This window comes from Delftia sp. WY8 (assembly GCF_018437695.1).
Lineage (GTDB): Bacteria > Pseudomonadota > Gammaproteobacteria > Burkholderiales > Burkholderiaceae_C > Comamonas > Comamonas tsuruhatensis.
On sequence record NZ_CP049795.1, the window covers coordinates 718,867 to 732,260 of the forward strand.

Below are 13,394 nucleotides of genomic sequence, written 5' to 3' on the forward strand. Positions count from 1 at the left end.
TGCGTGCTTGGGTCAGGTGGGGTTGCCTTGGTGCCGGGGCTCGGATGCCAGCATAAGGGCAAATTCAACCGCAGGCACCGCGGCGGACAGCAGATAGCCCTGCACGCAATCGCATCCGATGCTGCGCAGCAACTCCAGGTCCCGGGTGGTCTCCACGCCTTCCGCCGTCACCGTCAGGCCCAGCTGCCGCCCCAGTTGCACCGACGACGTCAAGGCCGCAGTCCGCACCTCGTCACCTGCCGCACCGGCCACGAAGGCCCGGTCGATCTTCAATTCGGTGAAGGGCGTGGAGATGAGGCTGTACATCGAGCTGTATCCGCGCCCGTAGTCATCCTGGGCCAGGCCGAAGCCCTTGAGGCGCAAACGGCTCGCGCTCATGTAGTAGTTGGCGGGTATGCCGACGGCCTGGTCCTCCAGCAGCTCGAACGTGATGTTCTCCGCAGCAATGCCGCACCGGGCCGCCATGCCGTGCAACTCGTCCGGCAGGCCGATATCGTCCAGCAGCGGTACCGGCAGGTTGACGGACACAGGCACGACATGTCCGGCACTGCGCCAGGCCAGGTGCGCCGACATGGCATCTTCCATCATCCGCACCAGCAAGGCATGGTCCAGCCCATGGAACCGGATGGCGGACATGAACGAGCCCGGCATCATGAAGCCGAACTGCGGATCGTTCCAGCGCGCCAGCGCTTCCACGCCGACGATGTGGCCCGTGAGCAGGGATTTCTTGGGCTGGAACCAGGCCTGTATGGTTTTCTCCTGCAGCGCCTGCACCAGGTGGGCCTTGGCGAAAATCGGCCGCTCCCTGATGCCGGCAGCGGTTTTCCCCTCGTTTGCATGGACGGACCTGAGTTGGCTGACCAGCGCCTGGACATGGTCCGTGCCGAACGGCTTCTGGAACATCCCGATGACGGAAAAGCCGGACTCCTTGGCCATGAGACTGACGCTGTTCATCAGCCGGCGCGAGCAGGAGGTGGATATCACGAGCATGGGATGCAGGTCGCGCCGGCTCAATTCATCGATGAACTGCAGGCCGTCCATGTCAGGCATCTTCAGGTCGGTGATGACGAGATGGAATCCGCCGTCGCCCAGCTTCTCCAGGGCCTCCCGCGCGTTGCAGGCCATGTGCGTGTCCGTGAGTCCCGCCTCCATGAGCAGGCTGCGCGCGTGCTCGCAGCACAGGGGATGGTCGTCCAGGATGAGTACTTTGAATGGGGCCAGCATGGGTTCAGGTCCTGCCTTGCTTGATGTTGTTCAAGGTGGTGCGCAGCACCGCCAACGTGAATGGCTTGCACAGCAGGCTGTCGAAGCCGGCCGGCAGTCCGTCGCCCTGCCCCTGCCCCTGCCCCTGCCCTTGCGATTGCTCTTGCGCCTGCGTCTGGGTCTGCGGCTGCGGCTGCGGCTGTGCATTGGCCGTCAGACCGACGATCGGGCGGACATACCCGCGCTTTCTGAGCGCACGCGCCAGGGCCGGGCCGTCCAGCAACGGCATGTGCAGGTCGGTGAGAACGGCATCGAATTCGAGCAGGCCGGGCAGGGACAGCGCGTCCTGTCCATTGCTGGCCTGCTGGACCTCGCAGCCCAGCAACTGCAGCTGCTCTCGCAGGATGATCCTGTTGATGGGGTTGTCCTCGACGATGAGCACCCTCAGCCCCAGGGGCTCGTGGACCTGGGCGGCGGCGGCATACAGGTCGGGGCGCGCACCCGGCGCAATGCCCTGCTGGGCCAGGCCCAGCGCATGGCCCACTGCCGGCACGCCAGGCGCGCTGGCCTCCCACACGCAGGCCTGCACGGTCTCGCGGGGGCTCTCGCCCGGCGCCAGCGCCAGAACGCATTTGCCCGTCCATTGCGGACGGCGCAGCGACCGCGGCCAGGCTTGCACCAGCACGGCCTGCTCATTGGGACCCTGCACCTGGTCCCGGTAGGGCTGGGCCATGGCGCCCCAATGCCGCAGCCAGGCGCACAGGTTGTGCACGACTTCCGGAATGGCGCCATCCACGTAGACGGTGTGCGGCAACAGACTGGGCACTGCCTCATAGCCTGCCGCGCTCTCGCGCGGCAGGCGCAGCTCGAATGACACGCAGGTCCCCAGTCCCGGCTGGCTGGCGGCTGTCAGCCGCCCGCCCATCTCCTGGCTGAGGCGCAGGCAGATGGACAGCCCCAGGCCCGCGCCCTGGACCTGCTGCTGGGTGGCCGCATGGGCACGGAAGTACGGGTCGAACAGGAAGGGCTGCTGGTCCGGGTCGATGCCGATGCCCGTGTCCTGCACCTGGAACCGCAGGTCGGTGCCTTCCTCGCTGTCGCCCATGACCTGCAGGCGCAGGGCCACATGGCCGGAGAACGTGAACTTGATGGCATTGCCCACCAGGTTGTCCAGGATCTGCCGCAGCCGCAAGGCATCGCCCACCAGCAGGGGCGGCGTTTTCACATCGGAGACGGCATACAGCTGCAGGCCCTTTTGCTCGGCACGCGACAGCAGGCCTGCGGCCACGCTGTCGAGCAATTCGGTGGCCGAGAACGCCTGGGCCTCCAGCTGCAGCCGGCCCGCCTCGATGGCCGACAGGTCCAGGCTGTCGTTGACGATGCGCAGCAAGGAGGCCGATGCCTGCTGCATGGCCCCCAGGTAGCGTGTCTGTTCGGAAGGAACCCTGGACAGGGCCAGCAGCTCCAGCGTTCCCAGGATGCCAAAGAGCGGTGTGCGTATTTCGTGGCTCATGGTCGCCAGAAACTGCGTCTTGGCCTGGCTCGCCGATTCGGCGCGCTGCTTGGCATCGACCAGCGCTGCCTGCACCTGCCTGAGCGCCGTCACATCGCTGACCAGGCAGAAGACCACCGGTTCGCCCCCGTGGGTCGTGGGCGTGGTGCGGACCTCCACCCATCGCCCGTCCCCCAGCGCCAGCTCACGCGGGCCCTGCTGCATGCCCCCGGCCACGGCCTGCTCGAACCAGGAAGCATCACTGCACACCCACTGCCGGGCCAGCGCATTGGACAGCAGCAGGCTGCGATCGCTGCACCGCACCAGCGCCAGGCCCACGGGTGCCGTGTCCAGCAGCTTTCGGCAGAGCGCGTCACCGGCGGCGCAGGCCCCTGCCCGGCTCCAGGCCGAAGCCGGCACGCCGCGTCGCAGCCGGCCCACGCACCATACAAGTGCAGTCATGAAGACAAGTCCCAGCGACACGGACCACAGCAGCAGCCAGGCGTGGGCCCTGACCAGTTGCCGCACGGGCTCCCAGCGCTCTGCAAGCCATGCGGCGTTGTTCACGGATTTGCGCAGCAGCAGCGATTCGGGAAGGCCCCGGCCCACATGCATCAGCGAATACAGCGGCACGAGGTGGTCCTGCGGTGCGCTGGTGCGCCACGGCCATGCCAGACCGGCCTGGGAATGGACGGCCGCGCGGGTCGCGCCCACGGCAGCGTCCAGCAGCAGGAAATACCGGTCCATGAAAAACAGCTGCATGTCCCCCACAGGCACATGCGCGCGGCTGCGGGATGGCGGCGCCGGGGCGGCATCGTCCCTGCCGCTGTGCAAGGCGCAGGCCAGCATGGCCATGATTGCCAGTGCAAATACCGTCCAATCACGCAGCGACGCCATCCAATCGCGCAGTGCCATGGACGGGCACCACCCGTGCCGAGTCGAGCGGGAAGAAAACAGAAGGTCTTGAAACTGGCGCATTGCCAAATCATAGGAATCGGATGAAGAAACAGGGTTAAGAATTTTCTTAATCCTGCAAACCCGTGCACGCCGCTTCAACCGGGAATATCGCCCGCCTCGCTTCGTCATCAAAGACCTTGTCCGATCCCTTCAGCGATTTCAGCAGTCTTGATGATTTAAGAAAATTCTTAGACCCAAACTCGGATGCCCCGGGGATCATTGCCGGCTTGATTCATCAACAAGGGCTGCTTCATTTTCTTGGGTCAGGCCCCGGGATATTCCACACAGACGCCGCACATGCGAAATTGCAGCGCCCTTTCCAGCAATTGCGCAATCAATGCCCGCAAGGCGTTTCGGCAGTCCATTTCAGGGAAAGTAAAAAGGCAATGAGCATATACAGGCAACGATTCACTCCCACGGCGGCACGCAGGCCCCTGCGTCTGCTCGCCCTGGCATTGCTGTCGCAAGGCTGCATCGCCACGGCCCACGCATGGACCGTCGTGGTGGACAGCGCCGCCGACGCAACCGGCCCGTGCGCCAGCACCGGCCTGGGACCCTGCACGCTGCGCGATGCCATCACCTACGCCAACGCCAACCGCAACCAAGGCGGCGACAACCGCATCGAGTTCCGCATCGGTGCGGGGGGAGAGCAGACCATCGTCACTCAAAGCAACTGGAATGGCAGGCTCATGCAGCCCATTGCACCGGCCACATCGCTCACCGTGGACGCCAGCACGCAGCCTGGCTATGAGGACCACTTGCCACGCCGCCCCCTGATCACGCTGCAGTCAGGCAGCCCCGAGTTCGGCATAGGGCTCGAGCTGGCAGGCGCCATCACGGTGCGCGGCCTGGCGATAGGCGGCTTCAATACGGCCCTGGCGGTGACCGGCGACGGCAACACCGTGCTGGGCTGCCATATAGGCGTTGACGCATCGGGAACGGTTGCCATGGGCAATCGCAGCAACATCCTTGTCCACTCCGGCAACCGCAACCGCATCGGGAATCTGGATATTGGCGGGCGAAATGTCATTTCCGCGGCGGAGAATTCCGGAATATGGCTTTCCTGGCCGGGCGCCGGTACAGGAAACATCATTCAGGGAAACTACATAGGCACCGATATCACCGGCAATGTGGCCCTGGGAAACCAGGGAAACGGCATCAGCGTGGCATCCGACTTTACCGGCACGCTGATCGACAGCAACCTCGTCTCCGGCAATGTCAGGGAAACAGGCGGCTCCTCCGCGATTTCCATTTCCGGCGCCCACACGCTGGTGACCCGCAACCGAGTCGGAACCAATGCAGCCGGCACGGCCATGATTCCCAACAATGGGCCAGGCATTGCCGTATTCTTTTCGTCGGAGGGCGGACATCGCATTGGCACAGGCCCTGAGGACGGCAACCTGGTTGCCGGAAACAAGGAAACGGCCATTGAATTGAATGGAAACTACGGCGCACGCAACTCGAATACCCTGATTGCCGGGAATATCGTGGGAACCAGCCTGGATGCCAGCACCATGCTGCCCAATCAATGGGGCATCGTCATCAAGGATTCGGACGAGGTGACCGTGCGCGCAAACATCGTCGGTGGCAGCAAGGCGTCCGGCATACAGTTCCAGGGCGCCAGCAAGAACAACCTCGTGCAGGGCAACTACGTGGGCGTCAGTCCCCAGGGAACCGCCCTGCCCAACGGTGAAGGCGTTTCCTTTTTCCAGAAGGCCCATGACACCCTGGTCGGCGGTGACGACGCGGCACATGCCAACGTGATTGCCCACAACAGGCTGTTCGGCGTGGGATTGCGGGGGGACGAAGTCAAGGGCGTCTCCATGCTCGGCAATGCCATCTACGGCAATACCGAGGGAGGCATCGCACGAACCAGCCTGGCCAACGGAGATCCTGCCGAGCCGGTGCTGCTCACGGTGACGCCCGAGGGCCTGTCCGGCACGCTGAACAGCGTCGCCAACGAGAGCATGCGCATCGAGTATTTCTCGACGCCCAGGCTGCCCGACGGGCTGGTGGAGCGCGCCGCCGGCAAGGTTCTGCTGGGCTCGCAGACCGTGACCACCGATGCATCCGGCCATGCGCCCTTGGTGTTCAAGGGCGCCATGCCCCCGGGCGACCAGGCCGCTGTCACGGCGACCGCCACCCGGATTTCCACCGGTGACACCTCGCGCTTTTCCAACGCGATGGCGGCCAACGCCGCCCCCGTGGCCCTGCCGCAAGCCGTCACGACCCCGCAGGATACGGCGCTGTCCATCACCCTCGCTGGCACGGACTTCGAGTCGGACCCGTTGCGCTTCGAGATCACCGCCGGCCCCGCCCATGGCGTCATCAGCGGCTTCGATCCCCAGACGGGTACGCTGGTCTACACGCCGGCGGCCGGCTACTCCGGGCCCGATACCTTCGCCTTCACGGTATCCGACGGGCACCAGAGCGCTGCCGCACCAGCATCCGTGACCATCGAGGTGATCGCTGCCGATCCTCCCGACCCCGGTCCGGGCACGGACCCAGGACCCGGTCCCGGCCCCGGAAATGTCCAGGCCGTTCCCGGCCTGGGCCAGGGCGGCATGCTGGCACTGCTGTGCGGCATGGCCTATCTGGCCAGCCGCAGGATGAGGAAAAGGCAGGCCTGAGCCCGCAGCGGGCGCAGGTCCCGCGCAAACGTCAGGCCGGCAGCCAGCGCAGCCAGCGCGGCCGCCAGGTCAGGGTGAAGGCAATGGCCAGGGCGGCGGCTGCCAGCGTCATGATCCAGACCAGGGAGGCCATGGAGGCATGGTCCACCGCCAGGCACAGGCCCAGCGAGGCGGCCAGGCCTGAGGCGCCCAGCCAGCGCAGCAGCCTGACCTTGCCATCGGGCTGGGGCATGTCGCCGTGCACCTGCTCCCAGTGCACGTCCTTGGCCAGTGCAAACCAGCCCATGCCGGCCAGCGAGGCGGCAAAGGCGGCGGCCAGCAGCAGTGCGTCCATCAGCCCCTCAGACATGGGCCACCTCCGCGGCGCGCGAGGGCATGGCGGGCGCGGCGCGCGTCTTGAGCTTGCGCGCCACCACCACGGCCAGCACGGCGCTGGCCAGCATGAACAGGTCCACGCCGGCCACCGGCCAGTAGCCCGCGCCCAGGGTCTTGAACAGGTGGTCGCCCGTGGTCAGCCAGTTCAGCAGCACGGCCGTGACGGCCATGGCGGCCACGGCCCAGCACTGCTCGCGCCAGGCAGGATTGGGCAGGCCCCGGGCCACGGGGGCGCTGCGCACAAAGGCATGCGCCATGGCCAGCAGCCAGGTGGCCCAGAAGAAATAGCGTTCCATGTCGCCCCGGCCCGGCCAGCCTTGGGGCATGGCCTCGGGCAGCAGGCGGTTGGCGATCAGCATGCCCAGCGTGGCCACCAGCATGCCGGTGACCGTGGTGACGGCCAGGGCATCGACCACGCGCGCGCCCTGCACGCCCTGTCTGGCGTGCTGCTTCTTGCGCTTTTCCACGAAGAAGACAAAGCCGGTGGCAATGCACACGCAGCCGGCCAGGCCGCCCAGCACGTACAGCCAGCGCAGCAGCCAGTGGCGGAAGTGCTGCAGGTGCAGGCCGGTGAGGAAGGTGTTGATGCTGTCCACGGCCGTGCGCGGAGGATCTTCGCGCAGCAGGGCGCCCGTGCTGGCCTTGAAGTGGATGCCCTCGCCCGTGAGCGCGATGCGGTCGGTGCCGGCGCGGTAGACGCTGACGTAGCCGTTGGCATCGCCCACATGGGTGACGGACAGGAAGCCCACGTCGCCGGCCATGCCCTTGGCGGCCCAGCGGCGCTGTGCCTCGGCCACCATGGCGTCCACCGAGGCCATGGGTGCGGCCACGCCGGCGCGGTCGTGCGGCAGGCCGGTTTCCTCGGCCTCCATCTTCTCGTGCAACTCGTGCAGGGGCTCCAGCTGGGTATGGGTGATGGGGAAGTAGATGCCCGCAAAGATCACCAGGCCCGTGAAGGCGAAGAAGAAGTGGAAGGGCAGCGCCACCACGCCGGTGAGGTTGTGCAGGTCCAGCACGCTGCGCTGCGTGGCCTTCTTCGGACGGAAGGTGAACAGCTCGCGGAAGATCTTGCGGTGCATGACCACGCCGCTGACCAGGGCCACCAGCATGATGAGCGCGGCAAAGCCCACGATCCAGTAGCCAAGGTTCATCCAGTTGAGCGTCAGGCTGTAGTGCAGCGGGTAGAAGAACTGGCTGCCGATCTTGAGGTGATCGTCCGGCAGGGACTCGCCATTGCGCGGGTCGATGGTGCGCATGGCCCAGATCAGGGTCTCGGGCTTCTTGGCGTTGGGTACCTCGTAGCCGGCGAACAGGCCCAGCACGGGATCGCGGTGGGTGGTGTAGGCGCCCCAGCGCTGGGGCGTGTCGAAGCGCTCGGGCAGCGGGCCGTTGACCTCGCCGCGCATGGCATCGCGCGCCTGGGCGTTGGGCTGCATGGACTCGAAGACCGGCTTGAGGATCTGGTCGTACGAGGGCATGGGCGTGGGCTCGAAGCGCGAGGCCGGGATGGCCCAGCGGTCGATCTCGCGGTCGAACACCGACAGCGCGCCGAAGAAGAAGGCGGCCATGAGCACGAAGCCGAGCGCAAGCCCGAACCAGGTGTGCAGCCAGGCCATGGAAAGGCGGAAATTCTGGAACATGGTGCGTTCTCCGGATTCAGGGCAGCAGCATCTGCTGGAGCAGCGATGCGCAACCGGTCATGACAATGCCGCCGCCGGCCAGCACGGCCCAGACGCGCGGGAGGCTCTGCGCCGCAAAGGCCCAGAGGAACACCGTCAGAAACACCAGGAAGCCGAGGATGTAGCCCAGATGCTCGGCATCGTGGAACTCCATTCCGGCGGCAAACATCAGCGCCACGCCCAGGGCGATGAAGCCCCAGGTGAAGGCATAGCCGCCGAAGACGGCGGCTGCAATGCGAACCAAAATAGTTTTCATTTACAAAGAAAAATACAGTCGTGGACCAAAGTGCTCGGGGCGCATTATCCCCGAGCGCCGTCAAAACCCGTGATCGGCCGTGGTGTCCCTATGCGGGCTGGCCTGCCGCCTGCGCCTTGGCCTGCGCCTTGGCCTGCGGCGCAGAAGGCTTGAGCGTGGGCGGCGCGAACTGGAAGGTGTGGGCGCTGGCGCCCGGCCAGTAGAGCTTGAACACGTTGTGCTGCTTGTCCAGCGGCCCCAGCAGCGCGCCGGGCTCCACGCGCAGCACCAGGTTGGCGAGCTGGCGCACCTCGGTGTCGGAGATGCGCCGCACGATGTGGTGGGCCGTGATGTCGCAGGGGTGCTCCAGGCCCGCCGCCTGCACCAGCTCCTGCAGCGCATGCAGGGTCTTGTCATGGAAGTTGGCCACGCGCGTGGCCTTGTCGGGCACGACCAGGGCCTTCTGGCGCGCCGCGTCCTGCGTGGCCACGCCCGTGGGGCAGTGGCCGGTGTGGCAGTTCTGCGCCTGGATGCAGCCCAGGGCCATCATGAAGCCGCGCCCGGCGTTGCACCAGTCGGCGCCCAGCGCCATCATGCGCGCGATGTCGAAGGCCGTGATCACCTTGCCGGCCGCACCGATCTTGATGCGGTGGCGCAGGCCCACGCCGATCAGCGTGTTGTGCACCAGCAGCAGGCCTTCCTGCAGCGGCACGCCCACGTGGTCGGTGAACTCCACGGGCGCCGCGCCCGTGCCGCCCTCGGCGCCATCGACCACGATGAAGTCCGGCGTGATGTCCGTCTCCTGCATGGCCTTGACGATGGCGAACCACTCCCAGGGATGGCCCACGCAGAACTTGAAGCCCGTGGGCTTGCCGCCCGACTTCTCGCGCAGGCGGGCGATGAAATGCATCATCTCCACCGGCGTCCTGAAGGCGCTGTGGCTGGAGGGGCTGATGCAGTCCACGCCCACGGGCACGCCGCGCGCGGCGGCGATCTCGGGGGTGACCTTGGCGCCCAGCAGCATGCCGCCGTGGCCGGGCTTGGCGCCCTGGCTGAGCTTGATCTCGATGAGCTTGACCTGCGGGTCGGTGGCATTGGCGATGAACTTCTCCTCGCTGAACGTGCCATCGTCGTTGCGGCAGCCGAAGTAGCCCGAGGCCACCTCCCAGATCAGGTCGCCGCCGTGCACGCGGTGGTGCTGGCTGATGGAGCCCTCGCCCGTGTCGTGCGCAAAGCCGCCCATCTTCGCGCCCTTGTTCAGCGCCAGGATGGCATTGGCCGACAGCGCGCCAAAGCTCATGGCCGAGATGTTGAAGATGCTGGCGCTGTAGGGCTGGGTGCAGGGCGAGGCGCCTTCATCGGCGCAGCCGATGGTGATGCGGAAGTCATGCGAGGCCAGCCTGGTGGGCTGCATGGAATGGTTCACCCATTCATAGCCCTGGGCCGTGACATTGAGCTGCGTGCCCAACGGGCGGCTGTCCGGGTCGCCCTTGGCGCGCTGATAAACCAAGGAGCGCTGGGCGCGCGAGAACGGCAGCGCCTCATGGTCGGACTCGATGAAGTACTGCCGCATCTCGGGCCGGATGAACTCCAGCAGAAACCGCAGGTGGCCGATGATGGGGTAGTTGCGCAGCACCGAATGGCGCACCTGGGTCATGTCGCGCACGCCCAGCAGCGCCAGCGCGGCGCACACGCCAAAGCCCAGCCACCACCACAGCCCTCCCCACACCAGCGCCGCCACCAGCAGCCCCGCGCTGCCGACCAGGCTCAGGCAGAACGTGGTGTAGCGCAGCGGCACCCATGCGGGCAGGCGATGAACGGGAGATGCAGACGTTGACATGGCGTGGGTCCTCGGAACGAGTTGACGATCTTGTGCATGCCGCGCCTTCGAGGGCGCGCTGTGCACAAGGTTAACCCACGATCCGCGTCAGCCCTGGCGCGGCCGGGCGCCGGCGCCCGTTGCCTGCGCGGCCGCAGGCAGCACGAACCGGAAGCTCGCCCCCTGCCCCGGCGGGTCCACCAGCTCGATGCGGCAGCCGTGCAGCTCCAGCATGCGGTGGACGATGCGCAGGCCCAGGCCGCCGCCGCGGCGGGCGCCGCCCACGGTGAAGGGCCGCTCGAACAGGCCTTCGCGCAGATCGGCCGGGATGCCGGGGCCGGTGTCGGCCACGGTGACTTCGACGGCGTTGCCCGCCGCCGCCAGCGCCACCTGGATGCTGCCGCCTTCGGGGGTGTGGCGCAGCGCGTTGTCCAGCAGGTTGCCCAGCACGCGCTCGATCATCCCCAGGTCGGCCTGGACGACGGGCAGGCGGGCTGGGAAGTCGGCCCGCAGCGCCACCTGTCGCGCCTCGGCACGCAGCTCGAATTTCTGGAACACGTCCTGCACCAGGTCGGGCATGGAAAACGGCTCCGGCTCGGGCTGGACAAAGCCGTATTCCAGGCGCGCCAGCTCGAACAGGCTTTGCGCCAGCTCGCCCACCTTCTGGCTCTGTGCCAGGGCAATGCCCAGGTAGCGGCGGCGTTCGGTGGTGTCGAGCACGGCGTCCTTGAGCAGCAGCGTTTCCAGGTAGCCGTGCAGGGACGACAGCGGCGTGCGCAGGTCGTGCGAGACGTTGGCGATGAGTTCGCGCCGCTCCTGGTCCTGGCGCGTGAGGGCGCGCCACTGCTCGCCGATGCGCGCCACCATGCGGCGGTAGGCCGCGTCCAGCACGGCGATCTCGTCGCGGCTGTCCTGCGCGGCACCGGGCTGGGGGGCCGGCAGGTCCGGGGGGGTGCCATGGATGTCGAAGCCGGCCACCTCTTCGGTGAGCCGGCGCAGCGGCCGCGTGATCAGCGCAAAGGCCACCAGGCCGGCCACCAGGCACAGCAGCGCCACCAGGCCGATGGACCACAGCGCCGTGCTGAGCACCGAGTTGGCCGAGCCCTGCGCCACCAGCTGGTCATGCGCCTCGCCCTGCAGCACCACGTAGATGAAGCCCACTTCCTTGCCGTTGACGCGCAGCGGCGCCGCACTGAAGACCTTGCGCCCTTCGGTGCTGCGCGGGTCGTCACCCAGGATGGGCAGCGTGCCGCCTTCCAGCAGCCGGTGCACGGGCGCCAGGTCCACGCGCTCGCGGCGCACGCGGCCGTCGGGGGCGGCATGGCCGGCAATGCGGCCGTCGGCGTCCAGCAGGTAGACCTCCACGCTGGGGTTGACCAGCATGAGCTGGTTGAAGAAGCTGCGCACGGCGCCGGGCATGAGGCCGTTGGCGTCGGTCAGCTGGGCGTCGCGCGCAATGCTTTCGGCCACGTCGCGCGACAGGCCCTGCACCACTTCCAGCTCGTGCATGCGGCTGGCGCGCAGCTGCATCCAGGCCGAGGTGCCGCTGCACACCAGCAGCAGCACGGCAAAGACCAGGGACAGGCGCTGGGTCAGTGTCAGGCGCAGTTTCATGGTCATGCGCCCTCGCCCGCTTCGGCGAACTTGTAGCCGCGCCCCCACACGGTAAGGATGCGCGCGGGCTGGGCCGGGTCGGCTTCGATCTTGGCGCGCAGGCGGTTGATGTGGGTGTTGACGGTGTGCTCGTAGCCCTCGTGCTGGTAGCCCCAGACGGCATTGAGCAGGTCCATGCGCGAGAACACCTTGCCGGGCTGGCGCGCAAAGAAGTACAGCAGGTCGAACTCGCGCGGGGTCAGGTCCAGCCGGGCACCATGAAGCCGGGCATCGCGCGCCACGGGGTCCATGGCCAGGCCGTCAATGGACAGGCTGCCGGACTCCAGCCGCGCGTTCTGGGCCAGCGCCTCCACGCGGCGCAGCAGCGCCTTGACGCGCGCCACCAGCTCCAGCACGGAAAACGGCTTGGCCAGGTAGTCGTCGGCGCCGATCTCCAGGCCCAGGATGCGCTGCACCTCGCTGGAGCGCGCGCTGATGATGATGATGGGCGTGTAGCGCGCCATGGCGCGGGCGCGGCGGCAGATCTCCAGGCCGTCCACGCCGGGCAGCATGATGTCCAGCACCAGCGCGTCCCAGCCGCCGCGCTCCAGTTGGCGCAGGCCGTCGTCGCCGCGCGCGCAGTGCATGACTTCCAGGCCTTCGTCGCGCAGGTGCAGCGTGAGCAGGTCGGCGATATGGGCGTCGTCCTCGACGAGAAGTACGCGGCGCGTGGCGGTCATCGGATGCGGTTTCCTGGAAGTGGCGGGAGTGGCTGCCATTGTGCGCAATACCGGGGCCGGGAGTTATCACGAATCTTTGAACTCTGCGTGAGGACTTCGGGAGGCCGGCGCCCTAACCTGACTGGCATCGCATCGTTTTCAGACGCACGCAACCTTCAGGAGCACACCATGACCACCAGACGCCATCTTCTGTGGACTGCAGGCGCCGGCACCACCGCCGTGCTGGCGGCCAGCCTGTTCCCGCGCCGCGCGCCAGCGGCCGCCTCCAGCGAGGTCTTCGAGGTCAGCTACAGCGACGCCGAGTGGCGTGCCCGGCTCACGCCCGAGCAGTACCAGATCCTGCGCAAGGAAGGCACTGAGCGCGCCGGCACCAGCCCGCTGAACAAGGAGCACCGCGCCGGCACCTTTGCCTGCGCGGGCTGCGCGCTGCCGCTGTTCTCGTCCAAGACCAAGTTCGACAGCGGCACCGGCTGGCCCAGCTTCTGGCAGCCGCTGGACAAGGCCGTGGCCACGCGCCAGGACCGCACCTACGGCATGCTGCGCACCGAGGTGCATTGCCGCCGCTGCGGCGGCCACCTGGGCCATGTCTTCAACGACGGCCCCAAGCCCACGGGCCTGCGCTACTGCATGAACGGCCTGTCGCTGACGTTCACGCCCCAGCCAGCCTGAAC

At 67.3% G+C, this 13,394-nt stretch carries 10 protein-coding genes; 2 read left to right on the plus strand and 8 right to left on the minus strand.

Annotated elements, in window-relative coordinates; all coding sequences use genetic code 11:
• Positions 1-12: 12 nt before the first annotated feature.
• Together G4D77_RS03135 and G4D77_RS03140 are read right to left on the minus strand one after the other, a co-directional pair.
• Complete coding sequence (locus G4D77_RS03135) at positions 13-1,224, minus strand: EAL domain-containing response regulator (RefSeq protein WP_017407842.1); 1,212 nt, start codon at positions 1,222-1,224, stop codon at positions 13-15.
• Between the two features lie 4 nt (positions 1,225-1,228).
• Complete coding sequence (locus G4D77_RS03140; protein WP_154834611.1) at positions 1,229-3,610, minus strand: ATP-binding protein; 2,382 nt, start codon at positions 3,608-3,610, stop codon at positions 1,229-1,231.
• Between the two features lie 179 nt (positions 3,611-3,789).
• Here G4D77_RS03140 and G4D77_RS03145 point away from each other — a divergent pair, with 179 nt between their 5' ends.
• Positions 3,790-6,282, plus strand: coding sequence for a cadherin-like domain-containing protein (locus tag G4D77_RS03145; protein WP_227740783.1), 2,493 nt, complete (start codon positions 3,790-3,792; stop codon positions 6,280-6,282).
• Positions 6,283-6,313: 31 nt separating this feature from the next.
• Here G4D77_RS03145 and G4D77_RS03150 read toward each other — a convergent pair whose 3' ends face one another.
• The 6 genes from G4D77_RS03150 to G4D77_RS03175 form a co-directional block, all read right to left on the minus strand.
• Complete coding sequence (locus G4D77_RS03150) at positions 6,314-6,631, minus strand: DUF3325 domain-containing protein (RefSeq protein ID WP_154834612.1); 318 nt, start codon at positions 6,629-6,631, stop codon at positions 6,314-6,316.
• Complete coding sequence (locus G4D77_RS03155) at positions 6,624-8,297, minus strand: PepSY-associated TM helix domain-containing protein (protein WP_154834613.1); 1,674 nt, start codon at positions 8,295-8,297, stop codon at positions 6,624-6,626. The genes G4D77_RS03150 and G4D77_RS03155 overlap by 8 nt, the downstream gene beginning before the upstream one ends.
• Before the next feature lie 16 nt (positions 8,298-8,313).
• Complete coding sequence (locus tag G4D77_RS03160; protein ID WP_016448165.1) at positions 8,314-8,592, minus strand: hypothetical protein; 279 nt, start codon at positions 8,590-8,592, stop codon at positions 8,314-8,316.
• Between the two features lie 88 nt (positions 8,593-8,680).
• The gene (locus tag G4D77_RS03165; RefSeq protein ID WP_154834614.1) at positions 8,681-10,411 is read right to left on the minus strand and encodes an FMN-binding glutamate synthase family protein; all 1,731 of its coding nucleotides are present in this window, start codon (positions 10,409-10,411) and stop codon (positions 8,681-8,683) included.
• Between the two features lie 87 nt (positions 10,412-10,498).
• Positions 10,499-12,004: a sensor histidine kinase gene (locus G4D77_RS03170; RefSeq protein ID WP_034364401.1), complete on the minus strand. Its 1,506-nt coding sequence runs from the start codon at positions 12,002-12,004 to the stop codon at positions 10,499-10,501.
• Between the two features lie 2 nt (positions 12,005-12,006).
• Complete coding sequence (locus G4D77_RS03175; RefSeq protein WP_016448168.1) at positions 12,007-12,723, minus strand: response regulator transcription factor; 717 nt, start codon at positions 12,721-12,723, stop codon at positions 12,007-12,009.
• A gap of 168 nt (positions 12,724-12,891) precedes the next feature.
• Between G4D77_RS03175 and msrB the strand changes: the two genes are divergently transcribed.
• Positions 12,892-13,392 carry a peptide-methionine (R)-S-oxide reductase MsrB gene (gene msrB, locus G4D77_RS03180; RefSeq protein WP_154834615.1) on the plus strand — a complete coding sequence of 167 codons (501 nt, stop codon included), beginning with the start codon at positions 12,892-12,894 and terminating at the stop codon, positions 13,390-13,392.
• Positions 13,393-13,394 lie beyond the last annotated feature (2 nt).